This is a genomic window from Nonomuraea sp. NPDC051941 (assembly GCF_044593615.1).
On record NZ_JBIUCF010000039.1, the window covers coordinates 99,147 to 122,838 of the forward strand.

The 23,692-nt window shown below is 72.5% G+C and carries 19 protein-coding genes; 5 read left to right on the forward strand and 14 right to left on the reverse strand.

Features of this window, described 5'->3' with window-relative positions:
- Positions 1-61: 61 nt before the first annotated feature.
- The gene (locus tag ACIHFD_RS46805) at positions 62-1,159 is read left to right on the forward strand and encodes a LacI family DNA-binding transcriptional regulator (RefSeq protein ID WP_397372391.1); all 1,098 of its coding nucleotides are present in this window, start codon (positions 62-64) and stop codon (positions 1,157-1,159) included.
- Between the two features lie 35 nt (positions 1,160-1,194).
- Here ACIHFD_RS46805 and ACIHFD_RS46810 read toward each other — a convergent pair whose 3' ends face one another.
- Positions 1,195-3,102 (reverse strand): prolyl oligopeptidase family serine peptidase, encoded by a 1,908-nt coding sequence (locus ACIHFD_RS46810; protein ID WP_397372392.1) that lies wholly within the window; start codon positions 3,100-3,102, stop codon positions 1,195-1,197.
- Between the two features lie 219 nt (positions 3,103-3,321).
- Here ACIHFD_RS46810 and ACIHFD_RS46815 point away from each other — a divergent pair, with 219 nt between their 5' ends.
- The gene (locus ACIHFD_RS46815) at positions 3,322-3,936 is read left to right on the forward strand and encodes an MFS transporter (protein ID WP_397372393.1); all 615 of its coding nucleotides are present in this window, start codon (positions 3,322-3,324) and stop codon (positions 3,934-3,936) included.
- Here ACIHFD_RS46815 and ACIHFD_RS46820 read toward each other — a convergent pair.
- On the reverse strand, positions 3,867-4,850 hold the full coding sequence (locus ACIHFD_RS46820) for a hypothetical protein (RefSeq protein ID WP_397372394.1): 984 nt from the start codon (positions 4,848-4,850) through the stop codon (positions 3,867-3,869). The two genes, ACIHFD_RS46815 and ACIHFD_RS46820, sit on opposite strands and share 70 nt — an antisense overlap.
- 122 nt (positions 4,851-4,972) lie before the next feature.
- Positions 4,973-5,986 (reverse strand): zinc-binding dehydrogenase, encoded by a 1,014-nt coding sequence (locus ACIHFD_RS46825; protein ID WP_397372395.1) that lies wholly within the window; start codon positions 5,984-5,986, stop codon positions 4,973-4,975.
- Positions 5,987-6,213: 227 nt separating this feature from the next.
- Between ACIHFD_RS46825 and ACIHFD_RS46830 the strand changes: the two genes are divergently transcribed.
- Complete coding sequence (locus ACIHFD_RS46830) at positions 6,214-6,897, forward strand: SDR family NAD(P)-dependent oxidoreductase (protein ID WP_397372396.1); 684 nt, start codon at positions 6,214-6,216, stop codon at positions 6,895-6,897.
- A 91-nt stretch (positions 6,898-6,988) separates the two neighbouring features.
- Positions 6,989-7,909, forward strand: coding sequence for a LysR family transcriptional regulator (locus ACIHFD_RS46835; protein ID WP_397372397.1), 921 nt, complete (start codon positions 6,989-6,991; stop codon positions 7,907-7,909).
- Here the strand turns inward: ACIHFD_RS46835 and ACIHFD_RS46840 are convergent.
- Positions 7,882-8,673, reverse strand: coding sequence for an aminotransferase class IV family protein (locus tag ACIHFD_RS46840; RefSeq protein ID WP_397372398.1), 792 nt, complete (start codon positions 8,671-8,673; stop codon positions 7,882-7,884). The two genes, ACIHFD_RS46835 and ACIHFD_RS46840, sit on opposite strands and share 28 nt — an antisense overlap.
- A 149-nt stretch (positions 8,674-8,822) precedes the next feature.
- Here ACIHFD_RS46840 and ACIHFD_RS46845 point away from each other — a divergent pair, with 149 nt between their 5' ends.
- On the forward strand, positions 8,823-9,653 hold the full coding sequence (locus tag ACIHFD_RS46845) for a helix-turn-helix transcriptional regulator (protein WP_397372399.1): 831 nt from the start codon (positions 8,823-8,825) through the stop codon (positions 9,651-9,653).
- Here ACIHFD_RS46845 and ACIHFD_RS46850 read toward each other — a convergent pair.
- The 10 genes from ACIHFD_RS46850 to ACIHFD_RS46895 all read right to left on the reverse strand — a co-directional run bounded on the left by ACIHFD_RS46850 (position 9,640) and on the right by ACIHFD_RS46895 (position 23,676).
- Positions 9,640-11,016, reverse strand: coding sequence for an L-serine ammonia-lyase (locus tag ACIHFD_RS46850; protein WP_397372400.1), 1,377 nt, complete (start codon positions 11,014-11,016; stop codon positions 9,640-9,642). The genes ACIHFD_RS46845 and ACIHFD_RS46850 overlap by 14 nt on opposite strands.
- Positions 11,013-11,552 (reverse strand): sarcosine oxidase subunit gamma, encoded by a 540-nt coding sequence (locus ACIHFD_RS46855; RefSeq protein WP_397372401.1) that lies wholly within the window; start codon positions 11,550-11,552, stop codon positions 11,013-11,015. Before ACIHFD_RS46855 ends, ACIHFD_RS46850 begins: the two co-directional genes overlap by 4 nt.
- Complete coding sequence (locus ACIHFD_RS46860; protein WP_397372402.1) at positions 11,545-14,295, reverse strand: 2Fe-2S iron-sulfur cluster-binding protein; 2,751 nt, start codon at positions 14,293-14,295, stop codon at positions 11,545-11,547. Before ACIHFD_RS46860 ends, ACIHFD_RS46855 begins: the two co-directional genes overlap by 8 nt.
- Positions 14,292-14,540, reverse strand: a complete 249-nt coding sequence (locus ACIHFD_RS46865) for a sarcosine oxidase subunit delta (protein WP_397372403.1) — start codon at positions 14,538-14,540, stop codon at positions 14,292-14,294. Before ACIHFD_RS46865 ends, ACIHFD_RS46860 begins: the two co-directional genes overlap by 4 nt.
- Positions 14,541-14,550: 10 nt before the next feature.
- Positions 14,551-15,762, reverse strand: coding sequence for a sarcosine oxidase subunit beta family protein (locus ACIHFD_RS46870; protein WP_355198633.1), 1,212 nt, complete (start codon positions 15,760-15,762; stop codon positions 14,551-14,553).
- On the reverse strand, positions 15,759-17,015 hold the full coding sequence (glyA, locus tag ACIHFD_RS46875; RefSeq protein WP_397372404.1) for a serine hydroxymethyltransferase: 1,257 nt from the start codon (positions 17,013-17,015) through the stop codon (positions 15,759-15,761). The genes ACIHFD_RS46870 and glyA overlap by 4 nt, the downstream gene beginning before the upstream one ends.
- Before the next feature lie 14 nt (positions 17,016-17,029).
- A complete protein-coding gene (locus ACIHFD_RS46880; protein ID WP_397372405.1) occupies positions 17,030-19,432 on the reverse strand; it encodes an FAD-dependent oxidoreductase in 2,403 nt (800 codons plus the stop codon).
- Positions 19,433-19,617: 185 nt separating this feature from the next.
- A complete protein-coding gene (locus tag ACIHFD_RS46885) occupies positions 19,618-20,589 on the reverse strand; it encodes an ABC transporter substrate-binding protein (RefSeq protein ID WP_397372434.1) in 972 nt (323 codons plus the stop codon).
- 31 nt (positions 20,590-20,620) lie between these two features.
- Positions 20,621-22,618: an ABC transporter permease gene (locus ACIHFD_RS46890; protein WP_397372406.1), complete on the reverse strand. Its 1,998-nt coding sequence runs from the start codon at positions 22,616-22,618 to the stop codon at positions 20,621-20,623.
- Entirely contained in the window at positions 22,618-23,676 is a 1,059-nt protein-coding gene (locus ACIHFD_RS46895) for a glycine betaine/L-proline ABC transporter ATP-binding protein (protein WP_397372407.1), read from the reverse strand. Before ACIHFD_RS46895 ends, ACIHFD_RS46890 begins: the two co-directional genes overlap by 1 nt.
- Between the last annotated feature and the right edge of the window lie 16 nt (positions 23,677-23,692).

Consider the following 23,692-nt stretch of genomic DNA (forward strand, 5'->3'; position numbering starts at 1 on the left):
TGCGGTCACCCGGGGGGCTCATCAAGTTTGCATAACGACGGTTGTCCGCCATGGAGGATCGATGCCGCCGAACGACCAGGTTCCGCTTCAGGACTCAGACGGTTCGTCCGAGCCTCCCGCGTCCCTGGCGGGCACTGCGCCGGCCCGGCTGAGGAGCACCGACATCGCGCGGCTGGCGGGGGTCTCGGTGTCGGCGGTGTCGCTGGCGTTCAACGCCCGCCCCGGCATCAGCGACGCCACGCGCAAGCGCATCCTCGAAGTCGCCGAGGAGCTCAACTGGCGCCCGCACCGCGCCGCCCGCGCCCTCAAGGGGGCCAACAACGACGTGGCCGGCATCGTCATCGCCCGTCCGGCCCGCACGCTGGGCGTCGAGCCGTTCTTCGCCCACTTCCTGTCCGGCCTGCAGTCCCGCCTGTCCAACGAGGGGATCGCCACCCAGCTCCTCATCGTCGAGGACACCGAGGCGGAGGTGGCCGTCTACCGCCGCTGGGCCGCCGAGAACCGGGTCGACGGGCTCGTGCTGCTGGACCTCACGGTCGACGACGTCCGGCCCCGGCTCGTCGCCGACCTGCGCGTCCCCGCCGTCATCCTGGGCGGCCACGGGGCCACGCTGCCGCTGACCAGCGTCTGGGTCGACGACCACGCGGCGATGACGCGCATCCTCGAATATCTCGCCGCGCTCGGCCACCGGTTCATCGGCCACGTCAGCGGCATACCGTCCTACCAGCACACGCGCCGCCGCCTGCGGGCCATCGGCGACGCCCGCGAGAGCCTCGGCATCGACATCGCCAGCGTGGCCACCGACTACTCCGACACCCAGGGCGCCTCGGCCACCCGCCGCCTCCTGGAGGCGAGCCCGCGGTGCACGGCGATCATCTACGACAGCGACGTCATGGCCGCCGCGGGGCTCGGGGTGGCCACCGAGATGGCCGTGCCGGTGCCCGGCGAGGTGTCCATCGTGTCCTTCGACGACTCCATCCTCACCCACCTGCCGCATCCCCCGATCACCGCCCTGACCCGAGACACGTACGCGCTGGGCACGCTGACGGCGACCGAGCTGCTCCACACGATGGCCGAGCGCCCGGAGCCCCGCGCGGTCCAGGCCCCGACGCCGGAGCTCGTCGTCCGCGGCAGCACCGCCCCACCGCCCGTCGGGTGATCGCCGCGTGATCGCCGCGTGGCTCAGCCGGCGAGTCATCGGTCGAACCACGCACGGGTGCGCCGGAGCAGGTCGAGCTGGTGGTCGCGGTCCTGGATGGAGTGCCCTTCCCCGGGATAGACGACGAACTGGTGCTCGACGCCGAACCGCCGCAGGGCCCGGTGGAAGTACACGGACTGGCCGAGCGGCACGTTCGTGTCGTCCTCGCCGTGCAGGATCAGCACCGGGGTGCGGATCCGTGAGGCGTACGAGATGGGGCTGACCCGGTCGTGCGGGTGCGGGCCGGCACCCTCCCAGCCGCAGCTGCCGCCGAGCCCCGCCTCTGTGGTCCCGCCCTCGCCGGTCGCGACGAGCATGCCCCAGTCGCTGATGCCGGCGCCCATCACCGCGGCCTTGAACCGGCCGGTCTGCCCCACGGCCCAGGCGGCCATGAATCCGCCGTGGCTCCATCCGCCGATCCCGAGCCGGTCCGGGTCGGCGACGCCGCCGGAGATCAGCAGGTCGATGCCGCTGAGGATGTCCGTCCATTCCTCCATGCCGACCGCGCCCGCGACGGCCGCCGCGAAGTCGTGCCCATGGCCCTGGCCGCCACGCGGGTTGGGCAGGAAGACCGCGTACCCGGCGGTCGCGAGCCACTGACCCGACGGGATCGGGGCGAGCATGAACTGGTCGGCGTGCCTGGCGTACGGACCGCCGTGCACCAGCGTGACGAGCGGGAACGGGCCGTCGCGGCGGGTCCTCCCGGGCGGCAGGAGCAGCAACCCGTCGAGATCGAGTCCGTCGGACGCCTGGTACGACAGGCGCTCCTGGCTTCCCCACCTGACGCGGCGCAGCTCGGGCCGGGTGTCGCTGAGCCGGATGAGCGGGCCGGCGGGCGGCCCGGCGTGCACGTTCATGGGCTCGTACGACGTGCTCGCCACCACGGCGGCGACCTCGCCCGACCGGCTCACGGTGAGCAACCCGGCGAAGCCTCGCACGGAGGACACCTGCCGGAAGCCCGGTGTGCCGGGATCGAGCCGGTGGACGGCGGTGTCGAGCCCGTCGGCGAACAGTGCCAGCGGTGGCCCGTCCGCGACCTGCGCCAGGCCGGACGGGCAGACGGTCATGCCGAGGGTCAGGTTGCGATGTTCCCCCACGGGGCCGCTCGTGGGGCCGCTCGTGGGGCCGGTCCCGGGGACGGTGACGTCGAAGACGGCGCGGCCTCCGACCGGGCCGGGCGGGGTCGTCGCCAGATAGCACAGGTGCCAGCCGTCGTCCGCGTTCCACCAGGTCGGAGTGGAGGCATCCGGCGCGGTCCCGCCGAGCTCCCGGACGTCGCCGGTCTCCAGGTCGATCACGTGCAGCTCGCCGGTGAAGAGGCCGGTGTCGAGGTCCGGGGCGGCCCGGCTGAGCACGGCCAGCGGGCCCCCGTCCGGACGCTGCGCCACCTCGACGACGTGCCTGCCATCGAGCCCGTCCACCGCCCGCGACCGGCCGGTGTCCAGGTCGAGCAGCCGCAACCGGCCGTACGGAACCTGCTCTCCCCACACCATGACGTCCTCGCCGGCCGGCCGGTCCGTGACCACCACCGCGACCAGCCGGCCGCAGGCGAGCGGCAGGTAGCCGGAGATCCCGCCCTCCCAGGCGGTCAGGGCCTCGGCCTCCCCGCCGTCGAGCGGGATCCGGTGCAACTGGGCGGTGCCCCGCCGCATCCGGTCCGACCCGAAGAAGAGCGAGGCCGAGTCCGGCGCCCAGAGGGGGAGGAAGTCCTTCGCCGTACCGGCGGTCAGCTTCCTGGGCGACGCGCTCCCGTCGGTCGTGGCAACCCAGATCGCGCCGCTCGGGTGCTCTCCCTTTCGCCCGATCGTGGTGACCGTGTAGGCGACCCGGCGGCCGTCAGGGGAGATCGCCGGCTGCAGCGGTACGGCACCGTCCACGATCAGTCGGGGGATGACCTCGCTCATCAGGCCGGCCCTTCTTCACAGCGGAGACCCTTGTTGATCTCACCCCCCCCTAATATCCACCTTTATGATCATTCGTCTATTAGCCGGGACGGCCGCCGGCCTGGCGCTCCTGTCCGGTACGGCGCTCGCCACGCCGGTCAAGGGTGCCCCCGAGCTCACCAGCAACGATCTCTACAAGGCCTGCTCGAACACCGCGAGGCCGGCCGGGCGCATGCGGCCGTGCTGTTCTGCGTCTTCATCGGGCACCAGCTCCGCGCGCCGCGGCCGCTGCTCGACCCCCGGCTGTTCGCGCTGCCGCGGCTGCGGGCGGGGACGCTGGGCGTGGCGGTGACGTTCTTCGGGCTGTTCGCGATGTTCTTCGTCAACGCCCGCTTCCTGCAGGAGGTCAAGGGCTTCTCGCCGCTGGTCACCGGCGTGGCCATCGTGCCGCTCGTCATCCCCATGATCGTCCTGTCGCGGCTGTCGGGCCGCCTGCCCGCTCGGCCCGCCGTACCGGCCGGGCTGGCGGGGATCGTGGCGGGGCTGGCGCTGCTGTCGTTCGCGGACGCGGCCATGCCGTACCCGGTGTACGCGGTCGGCCTGGTCGTCATGGGGGCGGCCATGGGGGTGTGCCTGCCGGTGCTCTCGCACGAGATCATGGCGGCGCTGCCGCGCGAGCGGGCCGGGCTCGGCTCCGGGCTCAACAGCGCCACCCGCGAGCTCGGCAGCGCGGTCGGGGTCGCCGTCATGGGCACGGTGATGGCCACGTACGGGATGAGCGCCGGTTACCGCGTCGTGGCGGCCGTGGTCCTGGCCGGCGGCCTGCTCGTCACCTGGTGGCGCGGCCAGGACTGAGACCCGGCCCGCCGCGGGGTCGCCGCGTTGATCCGCCGGTCGGCGAGGTTGAGGTAGGTCGTCAGCAGCTGGGCCCGCAGGAGGTCCGGCTGCCTGATCGAGAGGCCGAAGACCGCGTTCACCTCGGCCCGGGAGAGCGCGCCGTCCGGGGCCGAGCCGTCAGCCCCGTCGAAGCGGGAGTCGGTCGCCTGGATCCGGGCCAGCAGCTCGGCGCTCTGCCGGTCGGGGTGCAGCTGCCAGGACAGCTGCGGCCACGGGTCACGGGTGGGCGGCACCTCGGTGACGGTGGTCGAGGCCGTCGCGGTCACCGGCTCGTAGACGCACCCGTTCCCGTTCCGGTACGAGACCGAGGCGGCGTCGGGCAGCTCGTCCCCGGCGGCGAACAGCAGGCTGGGCCGGGCCGTGAACCGCACACCGGAGGTCGCACCGCCGTCGATCGAGCCGAGCGACCAGGTGAGCGTGGTCGTGCCGTCCGGGTCGGCGGTCACCGACGAGGGCTTGGGCCCGGTGCCCTGGTCGAGGGCCCGGCTGTAGGCGACCTCGGCCGGGAGGGTGTCGGTAAGGGTCGCATCGGTGGCGGTGCCGCTGCCCGCGTTGACGACCTTCAGGTCGATCGTCATGGCCTCGCCCGCGTTGACCGTCCGCGGCGCGGTCTTGGCCAGGGTGAGCTTCGGGGCGTGCACGGCGGTCTCGGCCTTGGCGGTGTTGTTCGCCTCGGCTCCGCCGCCGGTGTCCTTGGCGGTCGCCGTGGCCGTGTTGGTCAGGACGGTCCCGTTGGCGGTGTCGCAGGGGATCGCGTAGGTGAACGTCTCGGTCGTGGACGCTCCCGGGCCGAGGTAGGGCACCTTTCGCGCCTGGGCCGCGCCGCCGGGCGGGGTGAACCTGATGGCCGCCCAGTCGTCGTGATCGGTCAAGGGGTGTTGCCCTGAGCGCCGCCGGACGTGAAGGCGGGGACCGTGGCGCCCATCGGCGTCGAGATCGTGGAGCCGCCGGGCTGTCCTGAGATCAGCGACCGGTAGGTGCGGCATCGCCGGGCTCATCGTCGCGGATCGATGTGGATCTTCGGGCCCGGTCCGGCGTCGGCGGGGCGGTGGCCGGTCAGGATGTCGGCGGTCTCGGCCAGGCCGACCGTGGCGGCCACGAGCGGGCGGGCGTCGACCGAGCCGTCGGCGTAGGCGGCGATGGTCCCCGCCAGCCCGGCCGAGCCGCCGAGGATGCCGACGGCGGCGACGTCCTTGAGGAGCAGCGCGCGGGTGTCGAGGGTGCTCGGGGTGCCGGCCAGGCCGATGTAGACCACGCGCCCGGCCGGTTCGACGAGGTCGACCGCGAGTGCGGGCAGCTCGGGCGCGTTGGAGGCGTCGATGACGGCGTCCCACCGCAGCTCCGGCAGCGACGGCCGGGTCCAGGTGCCCGTGAAGCCCAGGGACTGTGCCAGGCGCAGCCCGTCGAGGTCGCGGCCCAGCAGGTGGACCTCGATCCCCTGGGAACGCGCGAACAGCGCCGCCAGCAGGCCTATCGTGCCCGTGCCCAGGATCAGCAGCCGCTCGCCGGGCCGCAGGCCGGCGCCGTGGACGGCGCGCAACGCGTTGCCGCCGGGCTCGACCAGCGCGCCCAGCGTGAGGTCCATGCTGTCCGGCAGCGCGTGCAGCGCCGTCGCCGGTACGGCGAGGCGCTCGGCCAGCGCCCCGGAGCGGCCGAGGCTGATGCCGATCTCCGACAGCTCGGCGCAGACGTGGTGGCGGCCGGCGCGGCAGCGCTCGCAGTGCCCGCAGCCGAGCATGGTGTCACCGGTGACGCGGCGGCCCAGCCAGCCGGCGTCCACGCCTTCGCCCACGTCGGTCACGCGACCGCACCACTCGTGGCCGGGGCGCAGCGGGTACCACGACCGCCCGGTGTGCAGGTAGCTCATCTCGCCGGTGAACAGCTCCATGTCGGTGCCGCACACCCCGGCCCGCTCGACGTCCACGACCACCTGCCCGGGCGCGGCGACCGGCGGCTCGACCTCCTGAACCTCGGCCTTGCCCGGCCCGGTCAGCACCAGCGCGCGCACTACCGGGCCTCCACGATCTGCGGGCGCCGATCGCTGACGTTGGCGTGGTGGACGGGGTTCCCGGGGCGGGGCACAGATACCAACATGTTCCGAACGCTAGACCACTGTTCCGAAAAGTGGAAGTTCTGCTCAATGAGAGCTTCCTGCGGGAAGTGGGTATCGGCTAATCTCGCAAGCAACTTCCATAAAATAAATCTTCGTTCCAACTATTGGAATGAAAGGACTTCATGACCTCCTCCCGCACCGCCCTCATCACCGGAGGCGTCAGCGGCCTGGGCAAGGCCGCCGCCCTCCGGCTGGAGAAGGAAGGCGTCTCGATCATCACCGCCGACATCGCCGACGGCGCCGACCTGGTCCTCGACGTCACCGACGCCGCCGCCGTGCAGGCCGCCGCCGAGGAAGTGGGGCCGGTCGACATCCTGGTCAACTCCGCCGGGATCGTCGGCCCCAGCGCGCCCCTGTGGGAGATCCCGCCGGACGGCTGGCGGCGCACCTTCGAGGTGAACGTGCACGGCACCTTCAACACCTGCCGCGCCTTCGTCCCGGGCATGCGGGAGCGGGGCTGGGGACGCATCGTCAACATCGCCAGCATGGCCGGCAAGGACGGCAACCCGAACATGGCGCCGTACTCCGCCTCCAAGGCCGCCGTCATCGCGCTGACCAAGTCGCTCGGCAAGGAGCTGGCCACCAGCGGCGTGCTGGCCAACGTCATCGCGCCGGCCGTCATCGCCACCCCGATGAACGCCACCACCGGCCCCGAGGCCCTGGCCCACATCACCAGCCTCATCCCGATGGGCCGCGTCGGCCGGCCCGAGGAGGTCGCCGAACTGATCGCCTGGCTGGCCTCCGACAAGGTCAGCTTCTCCACCGGCGCCGTCTTCGACATCAGCGGCGGCCGCGCCACCTACTGACGCGCCGGGCCGGTCTCCTGCGGGAGACCTGGACGATCAATGAGTCCGACGCATATTTGTACGCCAGGCGATCGTGATCCACGATTGATCCGTGGAGCTGCAACAGATGCGCTATGTGGTCGCGGTGGCGGAGACGGCGAACTTCACCCGTGCCGCCGAGCGCTGCCGGGTCGTCCAGTCCGCGCTGAGCCACCAGATCGCCCGGCTGGAACGGGAGCTGGGCGCCCGGCTCTTCGACCGCACCAGCCGCCGGGTCACGCTGACCCCCGCCGGCGAGGCGTTCCTGCCCGCCGCCCGGCAGGCCCTCGACGCCGCCGAACGGGCTCGCGCCGAGGTGGCGGCGGCCTCCGGGGAGCTTCGCGGCCGGCTCGCCATCGGCGCCATCCCCACCGTCACAGCGGTCGACCTGCCGAGCGCGCTGAAGACCTTTCACGTGCGCCATCCGCAGGTACGGATCACGCTGCGCGTGGGGGCGAGCGACGAGCTGGCCGAGCAGGTCCGGCAGGGCGCCCTGGACATCGCCTTCCTCGGGCTGCCGCCGAGCGTGCGGCCGAAGGGCGTCCGGGGGCTCGTCCTGGCGCGGGGCGAGCTGGTCGCGGTGGTGGCGCCCGGCCACCCGCTGGCCGGCCCGCCGGCCGAGGCTGCCGGCGTGGATCTGCGCCGGCTGTCGGACGAGGTGTTCGTCGACTTCCCTGCCGGCACGGCCGCGCGCGCCCAGTCGGACGAGGCGTTCGCCGCCGCCGGCGTCAGCCGCGAGGTCGCCTTCGAGATCACGAACGCCGACCTCATGGCGCGGCTGGTCCGGCTTGGCCTGGGCGTCGCCATGATGCCCGCCGCCTTCGCGCCCGAACTCCCCGGCGTGCGCGTCGTCGAGCTCCGCGACCCGCCCACCCGGGTGGAGCACCTGATCTGGAGCAGGGGGCGCCCGTCACCGGCCGCCGCCGCGTTCCTGGAGGTCCTGGACATCCGGGCGGAAGGGACGGATCAGGGGGCGGTCGGCGGTTCGGCCTGATAGGCGCGGTGCAGCAACCGTACGAAGGGCTCGGCCTCCGGCAGGGGCACGGAGCCGATCCGGTGGACGGGCACGCCCGGCGTCCACGAGTTCATGACCACGGCCCCGGCCAGGGCGGGCAGGTCGGCGAGGGTGATCTCCTGGGCGCGCTGGGGGACGCCGAGGCGATCGAGCCGCCGGCGGACGGCGGCCATCGTGGTCCCGGTCAGCATCTCGCCCACGGGCCACACCACGGCGGTGCCGTCCCAGAAGGCCAGGTTCCAGATCGAGCCCTCGCTGAGCCGGCCGCGGCGGTCGACGAAGGCGGCGTCGTCGAAGCCCTGGCCGGCGGCCTGGCGGAGGACGTACGTCTTGGCCACCTCGCCGACGTGCTTGACGGCAGGCAGGAAGCGTTCGTGCTCGACCGCCGCCAGCGTCAGCGGGCCCGCCGGACCGGAGGCGGCCGGCCCCGTACGGACCAGTACCTCGGGCTCCCCCTCGGCCACGGTGAACTCGCCCGCCGGTGAATGCACCGTGGCCGTCAGCGAGACGTCGGCCGGGCCGGCCCGCAGCGCCGCCCGCAGGTAGGAGCGCACCCGATCGTCGGGCACCGCACGGCCGAACAGCTCCACCGAGGCGCGCCGCAGCCGTTCCAGGTGAAGGTCGAGGCCGCGGACCCGGCCTCCGCGCACCTGCATGGCGGTGAAATGCGCGTAGCCCGCGAAGGCGAGCGGCGCCAGCTCCTCGGCGGTCGCAGGACGGCCGTTGCGCTGAGCGACAAACATTGAAATATCCCCCTTTAGATGGTGGTCAGGGGAATCGAGCCTGCCGCAGCCCGGGCGGATCGCCCAGAACCCTGCTCCGCGTACGACCGCTGTTCCTACTACTGGCAGGGTCAGCCTCGTTCGTCGTCGGGTGCGTACTATCGGGGGTTATGAGCGAGATCGGCGAATTCCTGCGCAGCCGGCGGGCGCGGCTGCGGCCGGAGGACGTCGGGCTGCCGGTCTTCAGCCGGCACCGGCGCGTGCCGGGGCTGCGCCGCGAGGAGCTGGCCCAGCTCGCCGGCGTGTCCGTCGCCTACCTCACGCGGCTGGAGCAGGGCAAGGGCAACAACGTGTCGGGCGAGGTGATCGGGGCGATCACCCGCGCTCTGCGGCTGAGCGACACCGAGCACGAGCACCTCACCCGCCTGGTCAAGTGCCGGGACCGCGGGAAGTACGGGCCGCCGCCGCTGCAGCAGGTGCGGACCGCGCTCGGGCAGATGCTGGCCTCCCTGGAGGGGGTCCCGGCGTACGTGACCGGGCCGCGCTCGGACATCCTGGGCTGGAACCCGATGGCGGCGGCCCTGTTCGGCGACTGGGACCGGCTGCCGCCCCAGGAGCGCAACTGGGCCCGGCTGGTGTTCCTGGAGCCCGGCCATCGGCGGCTGTTCGCGGACTGGGAGGCGAAGGCCGCCGACGTGGTCGGCGCTCTGCGCCTGTACGCCGGCTGCTACCCCGACGATCCGCGGCTGCTGACGCTCGTGGGCGAGCTGTCGGTGAAGAGCGAGACGTTCCGCCGGCTGTGGGCCGGGCACGACGTGAAGGAGAGCAACCACGGCACCCGGCGCCTGCGCCATCCGCTGCTGGGCGAGCTCACGCTCTCCTTCGAGTCGCTGCGGCTGCCCGACGACCCCGAGCAGTCCCTGACCGTCTACCACGCCCCGCCCGGCTCCGCCCAGGCCGAGAACCTGCGGCTGCTGGCCGGCTCCGTCAGCACTCGATGACGTTGACGGCCAGGCCGCCGCGCGAGGTCTCCTTGTACTTGTCGAGCATGTCGCGGCCGGTGTCACGCATGGTCTTGATGGCCTTGTCCAGCGAGACGAAGTGGCGGCCGTCGCCGCGCAGGGCGATGCGGGCGGCGGCGATCGCCTTGACGGAGGCCACCGCGTTGCGTTCGATGCACGGGATCTGGACCAGGCCGCCGATCGGGTCGCAGGTCAGCCCCAGATTGTGCTCGATGCCGATCTCGGCGGAGTTCTCCACCTGCTCCGGCGTGCCGCCCAGCACCTCGGTCAGCCCGGCCGAGGCCATCGAGCAGGCCGAACCCACCTCGCCCTGGCAGCCCACCTCCGCTCCGGAGATCGAGGCGTTCTCCTTGAACAGCACGCCGATCGCCGCCGCCGTCAGCAGGAAGCGCACCACCCCGTCGTCGCCGGCGCCGGGCACGAACCGCGTGTAGTAGGTGAGCACCGCCGGGATGATGCCCGCGGCGCCGTTGGTGGGCGCGGTGACGATGCGGCCCCCGGCGGCGTTCTCCTCGTTGACCGCCAGCGCGAACAGCGACACCCAGTCCATCGCGTGCAGCGGGTCCTTCTCCGGCGCCTCCGCCAGCAGGCGCCGGTGCAGCCCGTGCGCGCGGCGGCGCACACGGAGCCCGCCGGGGAGCACGCCCTCGGAGGCGATCCCGCGGCGGACGCACTCGGTCATCACCCGCCACAGCTCCAGGATGCCCGCGCGAATCTCCGCCTCGGTGCGGCCGAAAGCCTTCTCGTTCTCCAGCATCAGCCCGGAGATCGACAGCCCGGTGTTGGCGCAGTGCTTGAGCAGCTCCTCCGCGGTCGTGAACGGGTACGGCAGGACCGTGTCGTCCGCCTTGATGCGGTCCGCCCCGGCGGCCGTCTCGTCGACGACGAAGCCGCCGCCGACCGAGAAGTACACCTTCTCCCGCAGGACCCCGCCGTCGGCGCCGAAGGCGGTGAAGCGCATCCCGTTGGGGTGCCCGGGCAGCGAGATCCTGCGTTCGAAGATCAGGTCCTCGCCGACCACGAACGGCACCGGGTGCGTGCCGGCGAGCGACACGGTGCCCGACTCCCGCATGGCGAGCAGCCGGGCGTCGACGGTGTCCACGTCGACCAGCTCCGGCTTCTCGCCGGACAGGCCGAGCAGCACGGCCTTGTCGCTGCCGTGGCCCTTGCCGGTCAGCCCGAGCGAGCCGTACAGGATCGCCTCGACCCGGGCGACGGACTCCAGCAGCCCGTCCTGGCGCAGCCCCCGGACGAACCTGTGCGCGGCCGCCATCGGCCCGCCCGTGTGCGAACTGGACGGCCCGATGCCGATCTTGAACAGGTCGAAGACCCCGATGCTCACGTCACGTACTCCGCCGCCGCGTCCAGCAGCCACTCCGCCAGGTAGGCGGCGAAGGACGAGCGCACCAGCACCAGGAACCCGTCCTCCCGGGGCACGAGCACGACCTGCGCCCGCGCCAGCATGGTCTGCGCGCACCGCCCCGGCCCGAACGCGCGCGGATGCAGGTCGAGCGCGCAGCCGTGGGCGAGCAGGTCGCGGGCCCTGGGCCCGCCGACGAACAGCGTGGTGCGCTGCGCCGAGACGTCCACGATCGAGCCGTGCCGCTCGCCGAGCTCCTTGCGCAGCAGCTCGGGCCGGTATCCGGGCGGCGCGATCACCAGCCACTCGTCCGGCCCCAGCCAGGCCGCGGTGACCTCGCCGGAGGTCACCGCGGTGTTCGGCTCGACCGGCAGCGGGACGCCGAGGTCGGTCCCGGGGGGCACCCGCACGTTGACGTGGGTGAGGAAGGGGATCTCCCGCAGCGTCAGCGCCCCGCCGCGCGAGGCCGCCTCGAAACGGCCGGCGAACGCCCCGGCCGGACTCCTGCGCTCAACCATCGCGACGCGCTCCTTCGGGGTCGTACAGGACGTGAGACGTGACGGTCACCGGCACCATGGCGTCGCCCACGGGCGCGTAGAGCCGCTCGCCGTGGCGCGACTGCCCGCCCTTGAGCAGGGCCAGCGCGAACGTACGGCCGAGCGCCGCGCTGCGGTAGCTGGAGGTGACGTGCCCCAGCATGGGCACCGGCGGCTCGGGCAGCTCGGCGGAGGCCACCAGGTGGGCGCCCTCCGGCAGCAGGAAGCCGTGGTCGTCCGGCAGCAGCCCGACGAGCTGCTTGCGGTCGGGACGCGAGCTGTCGGCCCTGGCGTGGGAGCGTTTGCCCACGAAGTCGGGCTTCTTCTTCGACACCACCCAGGACATGCCCAGATCCTGCGGCGTGACGGTGCCGTCGGTGTCCTGGCCGACGATCGGGTAGCCCTTCTCGGCCCGCAGCACGTGCATGGTCTCCGTGCCGTACGGGGTGACGCGGCCATCGGACATGATCGCGGTCCACAGGCGGAGCCCGTCCCAGGAGGTCACGTTGATCTCGTAGGCCAGCTCGCCGGAGAAGCTGATGCGGCACACCCGGGCGGGGATCCCGGCCACCTCGGCCTCGCGCCAGGTCATGAACGGGAAGTCGGCCGCCGAGACCGCCAGCTCGGGCGCCAGCGCCGCGAGCACCTCGCGCGAACGCGGCCCGACCAGCGCGACCGTCGCCCACTGCTCGGTCACCGAGGTGAGGTGCACCCGCAACGACGGCCACTCGGTCTGCAGCCACTCCTCCATCCAGTCCAGCACCGCGGCGGCGTTGCCGGTCGTGGTGGTGACCAGGAAGTGGTCGGCGGCCAGGCGGATGACGGTGCCGTCGTCGAAGACCATGCCGTCGGCCCGGCACATCACGCCGTACCGGATCGAGCCGACGGCCAGCGAGCTCATCAGGTTGGTGTAGAGCCTGTCGAGGAACTCGCCCGCGTCCGGGCCGATCACGTCGATCTTGCCGAGCGTGGAGGCGTCCATCGCCGCCACGCTCTCGCGCGCGGCCCGGCACTCGCGCAGCACGGCCGCCTCCATGGTTTCGCCCGCGCGCGGGTAGTACCAGGGCCGCTGCCACTGCCCGACGTTCTCGAACAGCGCCCCGTGCGCGGCGTGCCACTCGTGCAGCGCCGTCACCCGGACGGGGTCGTGCAGCGCCCCGCGGTCGCGCCCGGCCAGCGCCGCGAAGCTCACCGGCGTGTACGGCGCCCGGTAGGAGGTGATCCCGACCTCGCCCACCGGCACGCCCAGCGCGTGGGCCACCACGGCCGAGGTCAGCAGCCCCGACGTCTTGCCCTGGTCGTGCGCGGTCCCGGCGGTGGTGTAGCGCTTGACGTGCTCGACCGAGCGCAGCCCCGCGCCGGTGGCGCGCAGCACGTCGGCCGCGGTGACGTCCCGCTGCAGGTCCACGAAGTGCCCGCCGAGGTCGTCCGCGGGGACCAGCCAGTACGGCGTCCCCCCGGGCCCCAGGGGCACTGGCCCGCCGTCCCCGGCACCGTCGGCAAGGCAGCCTTCCAGCGTGAACACGCCCCTGGCAGCCCCGGCCACGCGGACCTTCTGCCGCGAGATGCCGGGCACCAGCGCGGCCAGGTCCTCGTCGTAGCGCAGCGTCCCGCCCGCCTGGCTGAACAGGTGCACCACCGGGTTCCACCCGCCGGACACCAGCACCAGGTCGGCCTCGATCTCGGTCCCGCCGGCCACGACGGAGGAGACCTCGCCCGCGCCCCTGGCGGCCTCGACCGCCTGCCCGGCCAGCACCTCGATGCCGCGCCGCCGGGCCTCGGCCAGCGGCCCGGGGGAGGGGCGCACGTCCACGATCGCGGCCACCTCCAGGCCGGCGTCCGCCAGGTCGAAGGCGGCTGCGTAGGCGCTGTCGTTCGTGGTGAAGACCACGGCCCGGCGCCCGGGCAGCACGCCGTACCTGACGGCGTACGTGCGCGCGGCCCCGGCCAGCATCACGCCGGGCAGGTCGTTGCCCGCGAAGGCGATGGGCCGCTCGTGCGCGCCGGTGGCCAGCACGACCCGGCCCGCCCGGATGCGCCAGATCCGCTCCCTGGCCACGTGGGCGGGGGCGGCGGCGCCGAGGTGCTCCGTGCGGCGCTCGACGGCCATGAGGTAGTTGTCGTCGTAGTAGCCGAAGACCGTGGTGCGGCGCAGCACCGTGACGTCCGGCAGGCGCTCCAGGCCGGCCGCCACCGCCGCCGCCCACTCGTGGCCGCCTTGCCCGGCCGGGCTGCCCGGAATGTCCTCGGTGGTGCCCAGCAGGCTGCCGCCCGGACGGGGCTGCTCGTCGGCCAGGATCACCCGGGCGCCGTCCACGGCCGCGGCCCTGGCGGCGGCCAGCCCCGCCGGGCCGGCGCCGACCACCAGCACGTCGCAGTGGGCGTGCACGGCGTCGTAACGGGCCGGGTCGGGCTCGGCCGCCAGGCGGCCCCGGCCGGGCAGGCTGCTCGCCACGAGCCCGTCGTACAGCTCGACCGTGGTGGCCGGCCGCATCGGCTCGGGGAAGGGCCGCTCGATCTGGACGACCGCGTTGGGCTCCTCGCTGCCCGCGGCGAAGATGCCGCGCGGGCGGCCCAGCTTGACGCTGGTCGCGGCCTGGCGCACGCCGTTGGCCAGCAGCGCGGAGGCCAGGGTGTCGCCGGGATGGCCGGTCAGCTCGCGGCCGTCGAAGCGGAAGCGCAACGTGCCGCCGCGGTCGATCAGCCCGCCGGTGGACAGCCTCATCGGGCCTCCAGGATCTTGTTGGTGGCGGTGTCGCGGACCAGGTTGAACCAGCGGCGGCAGCCGGCCGCATGGCTCCACCGCTCGGCGAAGGGGCCCTTGGGGTTGTCGCGGAAGAACAGGTAGCGCGCCCACTCCTCGTCCGACAGCGCGGCCGGGTCGGCGGGGTAGGCGACGTGGGCCTGCCCGCCGTAGTGGAACTCGGCCTCGTCGCGAGGGCCGCACCAGGGGCATGGGATCTGCAGCATCGGCCGTTCCTCAGTGCGCGACCGCGGCGGCGCCGTGCTCGTCCACGAGCGCCCCGGTGGTGAATCGGTCAAGGGAGAAGGGGGCGTTGAGCGGGTGCGGCTCGTCGTTGGCCACGGTGTGCGCGAAGCACCAGCCCACGCCGGGCGTCGCCTTGAAGCCGCCGGTGCCCCAGCCGCAGTTGAGGTAGAGGTTCCGGACCGGGGTCAGGCCGACGATCGGCGAGGCGTCGGGCGAGACGTCCACCACGCCGCCCCAGGTGCGCAGCACGTGCGCGCGGGCGAAGATCGGGAACAGCTCCAGCGCGGCGGCCATCTGCCGCTCGATGATGTGGAAGGCGCCGCGCTGCCGGTAGGAGTTGGCCGCGTCGATGCCGGCGCCCATGACCAGCTCGCCCTTGTGCGCCTGGCTGACGTAGACGTGCACGGCGTTGGACATGACGACGGTCGGGTGCACGGGTTCGAGCAGCTCGGAGACCAGCGCCTGGAGCGGGTGGCTCTGCAGCGGCAGGTCGATCCCCGCGGTCTTGGCCACGACCGAGGTGTGGCCCGCCGCGCACAGCGCGACCCGGCCGGCCGAGATCGGGCCCCGGGTGGTCTCCACGCCGGTGACCCGGCCGTCGCTCACCTGCAGGCCGGTGACCTCGCAGTGCTCGATGAAGTCCACGCCGAGGGCCGCCGCGGCGCGGGCGTACCCCCAGGCCACGTGGTCGTGCTTGGCGATGCCGGCGCGGGGCTGGAAGGTGCCGCCGAGCACCGGGTAGCGCACGCCGGGCGAGATGTCCACGATCGGGCACACCTCGCGGACCTGCTCGGGGTCCAGCCACTCGGCGTCGACGCCGTTGAGCCGGTTGGCCTCGACGCGGCGCACGCTGTCGCGCACGTCCTGAAGGCTATGCGCGAGGTTGAGCACGCCGCGCTGGCTGAACAGCAGGTCGTAGCCGAGCTCCTCCTCCAGGCCCTCCCACAGCTTGAGCGCGTGCTCGTAGATGCCCGCGCTCTCGTCCCACAGGTAGTTGGAGCGGATGATCGTGGTGTTGCGGGCCATGTTCCCGCCGGCCAGCCACCCCCGCTCCAGGACCGCGATGTCGGTGATGCCGTGGTTCTTGGCCAGGTAGTAGGCGGTGGCCAGGCCGTGCCCGCCGGCTCCGACGATGACGACGTCGTAGGAGCGCCTGGGCTCGGCGGCGCCCCACAACCACTCGGGGTGCTCGGGCAGGTTCATCGCGCCTCTCCGTACAGCGGGTGCTTGCCGGCCAGGACCTCGACGCGGTCGCGCAGGTACGACAGGTCGGCCTCCGGTGTCAGCGCGGTGGCGATGATGTCGGAGACCTCCGCGAAGTCGGCCGCCTCGAAGCCGCGCGTGGCCAGCGCCGGGGTGCCGATCCGCAGGCCCGAGGTGACCATGGGCGGTCGCGGGTCGAACGGCACGGCGTTGCGGTTGACCGTGATCCCGGCCGCGTGCAGCCGGTCCTCGGCCTGCTTGCCGTCCAGCGCGGACCCGCGCAGGTCGACCAGGACCAGGTGCACGTCGGTGCCGCCGGTCAGCACCTTCACGCCCGCGGCCCCCGCGTCGGGCGCCAGCAGCCGGTCGGCCAGGATGCGGGCGCCCTCCAGCGTACGGCGCTGCCGCTCCCTGAACGCCTCCTCAGCGGCGATCTTGAAGGAGACCGCCTTGGCCGCGATCACGTGCTCCAGCGGGCCGCCCTGCTGGCCGGGGAAGACCGAGGAGTTGATCTTCTTGGCGAGCTCCTCCGTGGACAGGATCACCCCGCCGCGCGGGCCGCCGAGCGTCTTGTGCGTGGTCGTGGTGGTGATGTGCGCGTGCGGCACGGGGGAGGGGTGCAGCCCGGCGGCCACCAGCCCGGCGAAGTGCGCCATGTCCACCATCAGGTACGCGCCCACCTCGTCGGCGATCCGGCGGAAGGCCGCGAAGTCCAGCTGCCGCGGGTAGGCCGACCAGCCGGCGATGATGAGCCTGGGGCGGTGTTCGCGGGCCAGGCGCTCGACCTCGTCCATGTCCACCAGGTGGTCGCTCTCGCGCACGTGGTAGGCGACCACGTTGTACAGGCGGCCGGAGAAGTTGATGCGCATCCCGTGCGTCAGGTGGCCGCCGTGGGCCAGGTCGAGGCCGAGGATGGTGTCGCCGGGCTCCAGCAGCGCGGCCATCGCCGCGGCGTTGGCCTGGGCTCCCGAGTGCGGCTGCACGTTGGCCGCCTCGGCGCCGAACAGCGCCTTGATCCGGTCGATGGCGAGCTGCTCGATCACGTCCACGTGCTCGCAGCCGCCGTAGTAGCGCCGGCCCGGGTAGCCCTCAGCGTACTTGTTGGTGAGCACCGAGCCCTGGGCCGCCATCACGGCGGCGGGCGCGAAGTTCTCCGAGGCGATCATCTCCAGCGTCGAGCGCTGCCTGGCGAGCTCGGCGCCGATCAGGGCGTGGACCTCGGGGTCCACCACGTCCAGCGGGGTGTCGATCATATGAGGTCCTTTCCCTAACCGCGCAGCCGGGTCATCGCCGGGTCGAAGAGCGGCTCCTCGGCCACGACGGCCGGGACGCGCTGGTCGAAGTAGCCGATGTGCAGGGCCTGGCCGGGGCTCGCGAGCGAGGCGGGCAGCCAGGCGTAGGCGATGCCGCGGCCGACGGTGTAGCCGTAGGCGGCGCTGGTGACGTAGCCGACGGCCCGGTCGCCGTCGTAGACCGGCTCCTTGCCCATGACCACCTCGTCGGTCAGCAGGCAGGTGAGCTTCCTGCGGACCGACTCCTTGCGCTCCAGCAGCGCCCGGCGGCCGACGAAGTCGCCCTTGTCCAGCTTGACGGCGAAGCCGAGGCCGGCCTCGTACGGGTCGTGCTCGAAGGTCATGTCGGTGCCGAAGGAGCGGTAGCCCTTCTCCAGGCGCAGGCTGGTGAAGGCCCCGCGGCCGCCGGCCAGCACGCCGTGCTCCTGCCCCGCGGACCAGAGCGTGTCCCAGAGCTTGAGCCCCATGTCGGAGGTGGTGTAGATCTCCCAGCCGAGCTCGCCGACGTAGGACAGGCGCAGCATGGTGACGGGCACGTTGCCGATGAAGCCGCGGGCGCCGCGGAAGTACTTCAGCGCGGTCAGGTCGATGCCGGTCAGCGGCTGGACCAGGTCGCGGGCCCTCGGGCCCCACACGCCCAGGCAGCAGGTGCCGGCGGTGACGTCGCGGATGAACACGTCGGCCGGGCGGCGCCGCTCCAGCCAGTCCAGGTCCAGGTTGCCGTTGGCGCCCACCTGGAAGCGGTCGGGGCCGAGCCGGGCCACGGTGACGTCGCTGCGGATGCCGCCGTCGGTGTCGAGCAGCAGGCAGTACGTCACCGAGCCGACCGACTTGTAGACGTCGCCGGTGGTGATCCGCTGCAGGAACGCCAGCGCGCCGGGGCCGCTGACCTCCAGCCGCTTGAGCGCGCTCATGTCGTACAGCGCGACCGCCTCGCGGGTGGCCTGCGCCTCGGCGCCGACGATCGGCGACCAGTACTGCGCGGCCCACGGGCCGGGCGTGGGGAGGTCGCGCCCGTCGAGCAGCGGCGCGTTGGCGCCGTACCACTGCGGGCGCTCCCACCCGGAGGCCTCCAGGAAGACGGCGCCCAGGTCCTGCTGGCGCGGGTGGAAGGGGCTCAGCCGCAGCGGGCGCGGGTGCTCCATCGGCTGCAGCGGGTGGATGATGTCGTAGACCTCGACGTAGTTCTGGCAGCCGCGATCGCGCACGTAGTCCGGCGCCAGCTGGTGCGGCTCGAACCGGTTGACGTCGCACTCGTGCAGGTCGAACGAGGAGCAGTGGCCGTCGACCAGCCACTCGGCCATCGCCCGGCCGACGCCCGCGGAGTGGGTGACCCAGACCGCCTCGGCCACCCAGAAGCCCTCGACGTCCTGGGACTGCCCCATCAGCGGCAGGTGGTCGGTGGTGAAGGAGAACAGCCCGTTGATGCCGGACTCGACCTCCGCCTTCTGCGTGTCGGGCAGCAGCGCCTGGGTCTCCTCCCAGGCCTTGGCGAAGTCGTCGGGGGTGAAGGTGAGCACCGACGGCATCACCTCCGCCTCGTCCACCGCGAGGATCTCGTCGGCGGTGATCGGCATCGGCCGGTGGCCGTAGTAGCCGATGCCGAGCGTGTCGAAGCGCTCGCGGTAGTACAGGTCGGCGTCCTGGTGGCGGAGGATCGGCCGGGTGGCCTCCTCGGTCTGGCCGGCCAGCCCCGGCACCTGCCCGGTCCAGGCGAGCTGGTGGGCCAGCGGGGTGAGCGGCAGCTCCATGCCGGCCATGCGGGCCACCTTCGGGCCCCAGATCCCGGCGCAGCACACGACCACCTGGGCGGGCAGGTCGCCGTGGTCGGTCACCACCGCGCACACCTTGCCGTCCTGGGTCCTGATGTCGAGCACCTCGTGCCGGGGCAGCACCCGCACGCCGCGCTCCCGGGCCCTGGCCAGCTGGGCGTCCACCGCCTTGACCGCCTTGGCCAGCCCGTCCGTCGGGACGTAGAGCCCGCCGAGCACCTTGGCCTCGTCCAGCAGCGAGTGCTTGGCGGCGCACTCCTGCGGCGTGAGCAGGTGGGCCTCGAGCCCCCACGCGACCGCCCAGCCGTGCCTGCGGTGCAGTTCGGCCAGCCGCTGCGGGCTGGTGGCCACCTCGAGCCCGCCGACCTGCAGGAAGCTGTCGAGCTCGACGAACTTCTCCGCGGTGTAGCGGGCCATCTCGGTCATCGTCTTCGACCCGTTGACCTGGAAGACCAGGCCGGGGGCGTGCGAGGAGGAGCCGCCGGTGGCGGGCACGTCCCCCTGGTCGACGACGGTGACGTCGGTCCAGCCTCGGGCGGACAGCTCGTCGGCCAAGGCCGCGCCGACCACGCCCGCGCCGATGATGACCACGCTCGGGCCCGTCATAGCCACCTCCGTTGTTGCGGTATATGCAACCAAACGCGCTTTCCGCAACAAGCGTCGCTCGCCGCATTCCGGGTGTCAAGGGGTGTTCTGTCTTATTCAGTACAGCCTTTCGGCCGGTGAGCGCACGCGTACGCCCGGCCCGATCGCGGCAGGACGATCGGGCCGGGCGCACGGTGGAGGAGCGGTCAGGTCGCGGGGAGCCAGGCCTTGACCTTGTCGGGGTTGGCGGCGACCCACTTGGCGGCCGCCTCCTCGGGCGTCATCTTGTCCTCGGCGATGTACTTGGCCACGAGGTTCTGGTCGTCGTTGGTCCAGGTGAAGTTCTTGACCAGGGTGTAGGCGGGGCTGCCCGAGTCCGCGAACTTCTTGCTCACGATCTTGTCCAGCTCGTACGGCGGATAGTCGCAGGCCACCTTGGCCGCGTCGGCGTCACACCCCTTGGTGTACGCGGGCAGGTCGACCTTGACCAGCTTCACCTCGGACAGGAACCACTGCGGGTCGTAGAAGTAGCCGATGAGCGGCGTCTGCTGCTTCTCCGCCTGCCGGAAGGCCTGGATGAGCGCGGTCTCGCTGCCCGCGTAGACGACCTTGTAGTCCAGGTCGAGGTTCTTGACCAGCGCCGCGTCGTTGGTGACGAAGGACGGGTCGCCGTCGAGCAGCTGGCCCTTGCCCCCGGACTCGGAGGTCTTGAACAGCGAGGCGTACTTGTTGAGGTTCTTCGAGTCGGTGATGTCGGGATATTTCTTGGCCATCCACGGCGGCACGAACCAGCCGATGACGCCCTTGTTGCCGGTCGGCCCCGCCGAGACGGCGACCTTCTGCTCGTCGATGTACTTCTTCTTCAGGTCGTCGTGGGCCCAGTTCTCCACGACCGCGTCGACCTCACCGGTGGCGAAGCCCTGCCAGGACACCTCCTCCTTCAGGTCCTTCTTCACCACCTTGCAGCCGAGGTTCTTCTCCGCGACGAGCGCGATCACCGCGGCGTTGGCCTCGTAGCCCACCCATGGGTTGACCGCGAGGTTCAACGTGCCGCACGTCTTGCCGCCTCCCGCTGCGGCCTGCTGGGTTTCGCCGACCTTCGCTCCGCTGCACGCGCTGAGCAGGAGGCCGCCGCCGGTCACGAGCGCGAGCGCCCTGATCCTGCCGCTTCTCGACATCGCCACTTGGTCCTCCTGTGGTTCCTGTTTCTTACTTGTTCGCAAGCCCTCCGTGGGCGGCTGCGTCGGCCCGTTGCGTGGCGGCGCGCATGACGCGGTCGAGCACGATGCCGAGCACGACGATCGCGATCCCGGCGGCCAGCCCCTTCCCGCGGAGCTCGTGCTGGGAGAAGCCGGCCACCACGTCGTAGCCGAGCGCCCCCGCGCCCACCAGGCCGCCCACGACGACCATCGAGAGCACGTAGATGAGTCCCTGGCTCGCGGCCAGCGTCACGCCGCTGCGCGCCATCGGCAGCTGCACCTTGGAGATCAGCTGCCAGGTGCCCGCCCCCGCCGAGGTCGCCGCCTCCACCGTGGTGGGGGAGACCCGCCTGATCCCCTCGGCCACCAGCTTGATCGCCACCGGCGCGGCGAAGACCACGGCGGCGATGATCGCGGTGAACCGCGTCGGGCCGAACAGGCCGAGGATGGGCACCAGGTAGACGAAGGCGGGCATGGTCTGCCCCGCGTCGAGCACGGGACGCAGCAGGGTGTCGGCCCGGTCGCTGCGGCCCATCCACACGCCGACGACCACCCCGAGCGCCATCACCAGGATGGTCGCGACCAGCGTGGAGGCCAGCGTCACCATGCTGTCCTGCCAGAGCCCGAGCGCCAGCACCATCAGCAGCCCGATGGCGGTGACCAGCGCGGCCCGCGCGCTGCCCACCAGCAGGGCCACGGCGACCGCCACCAGGCAGACCAGCCACCAGGGTGAGCCGGTCAGCAGGGCCTCGAACGGGTTGAGCAGCCCGTTGGTGAGCGCGTTCTTCAGCGCGTTGGTGTAGGTCACCAGGCTGTCCTGCACCCAGGCGCTGGCGGTGTCCGCGGCGTTGCGCACGTACGAGCCGATGTTGGCCTCGATGGGGAAGTCCGCGGCCCAGAGGTAGGTGTAGGACTGGTACGCCAGCACGGCCGCGATCCCGAGCACGCCCGCAACCTCGATGCGGCGCCGGCGCGCGGAACGCAGCCGGCCCGCGCGGCGCTGGTCCTCCACCCGCCGGCTGGCGGCCGAGGTCACCCGGTCGAGCACCACGGCCATGATCACGATCGCCAGGCCGGCGTTGAAGGCGGTCCCGACGTCCAGCGTCTGCAGCGCCTTGAGCACGGTCTTGCCCAGGCCGGGCGCGTCGATCAGGGCCGCGATGGTGGCCATGGACAGCGCGGCCATGATGGTCTGGTTGACCCCCACGATGATCGTCTGCCTGGCCATCGGCAGCCGCACGTGCCTGAGCGCCTGCATAGGCGTGGCGCCGAGCGACGTGCCCGCCTCCATCGTCTCGGGCGAGACCTGCCGGATGCCGTGCGCGGTGATGCGGATGGCCGGCGGGACCGCGTAGATCATCGTGGCCACGGTCGCGCTGGCCGGGCCGATGAGGAAGAACAGCGTCAGCGGCGCCAGGTAGACGAACGTCGGCATCGTCTGCATGAAGTCGAGCACCGGCGTGACCAGCCGCAGGAACCGGTCGCTCAGCCCTGCCCAGATCCCGAGCGGGATGCCCACGGCCAGCGACAGCGCGACCGCCGTCAGCGTGAGGGCGAGCGTGTCCATGCTCTCCTGCCACAGGCCGAGCAGGCCGAAGGACAGGAAGCCCGCGGCCGTCAGCGCCGCCACCTTCCTGTTGCCGTACAGCAGGGCGACGGCCGTGGCGATCGCCACCACGCCGAGCCAGCCCAGCACGGGCAGGGGGCGGCCGAAGGACGGCTGGCTGATCAGCGCCTGGACGAAGGTCACCGCGTCGTCCAGGAAGAGCCGGATGTAGTTGATGAAGTAGAGGAAGAACGGGTTGCTGTTGCGGCTGTCGTCGATGACGTCCATGGCCTGGCTGAGGTCGCGGTGCAGCGGGGTCAGCTCGGCGCCGCCCAGCTGCTGGGTGTCGCGCCCGCCGAGCACCGCCCAGCCCACCACCCAGGCCGCGACGACCAGGGCCAGCAGCAGCCTGCGGTCGGGCAGCTTGTGCAGCCTGGCGGCGACCGCCGTGACGGCCGCCATCAGTGCTGCCCTCCGGCGATCACTTCGAGGATCTCCGCGCTGGTGACCACGCCGAGCAGGCCGTCGTCCCCGGTCACGCGCACCGGGCGGTCGGCCGACAGCACGGTGTGCACGGCGTCGCGGATGACCACGTCGGGGCCGAGCTCCGGGCCGTCGAGCGGCTCGCCCTCCAGCGGCGGGCGCATGATCCACGACAGGGTCAGCACGTGCGAGCGTGGGACGTCGCTGACGAAATTGGCCACGTACTCGTCGGCGGGCGCGCCCACCACCTCGTCGGGCGTGCCGACCTGGACCAGCTCGCCGTCGCGCATGATGAGGATCCGGTCGCCCAGCTTGAGCGCCTCGCTCAGGTCGTGGGTGATGAAGATCATCGTCTTGCCCACCTCGTGGTGCAGGCGGATGACCTCGTTCTGCATCTCGCGCCTGATCAGCGGGTCCAGCGCGGAGAACGGCTCGTCGAACAGCAGCACCTCGGGGTCGGCCGCGAGCGCGCGGGCCAGGCCGACGCGCTGCTGCATGCCGCCGGAGAGCTGGTCGGGGTAGGAGTTCTCGAAGCCGGTCAACCCGACCAGCCCGAGCACCTCGCGGGCCCGCTCGTAGCGCTCCTTCTTGGGGGTGCCCCGGATCTCCAGCCCGAAGGCCACGTTCTCCAGCACGCACCGGTGCGGCAGCAGGCCGAAGTGCTGGAAGACCATCGCCATCCGGTGCCTGCGCAGCTCGCGCAGCTTGCGGGCGTCGGCGGTGCGGATGTCCTCGCCGTCCAGCACGATCTCGCCCGCCGTGGGCTCGATCAGCCGGGTCAGGCAGCGCACCAGGGTGGACTTGCCCGAGCCCGACAGGCCCATGACGACGAACACCTCGCCCCGCCGGACCGAGAAGGAGACGTCGCGGACCGCGGCGACGCAGCCGGTCTGCTCCTTGAGCTCCGTGCGGCTCAGGGTGCTGCCGACCACGCGGCCGGCCTTGGGGCCGAACACCTTCCACAGGCCTCGGACGTCGAGAATGGGGGGTGCCTCGGTGTTGAGCGGTGTGCTTTCGGTCAGTGACGGGACGGTCATGACCACCTCTTCGTCG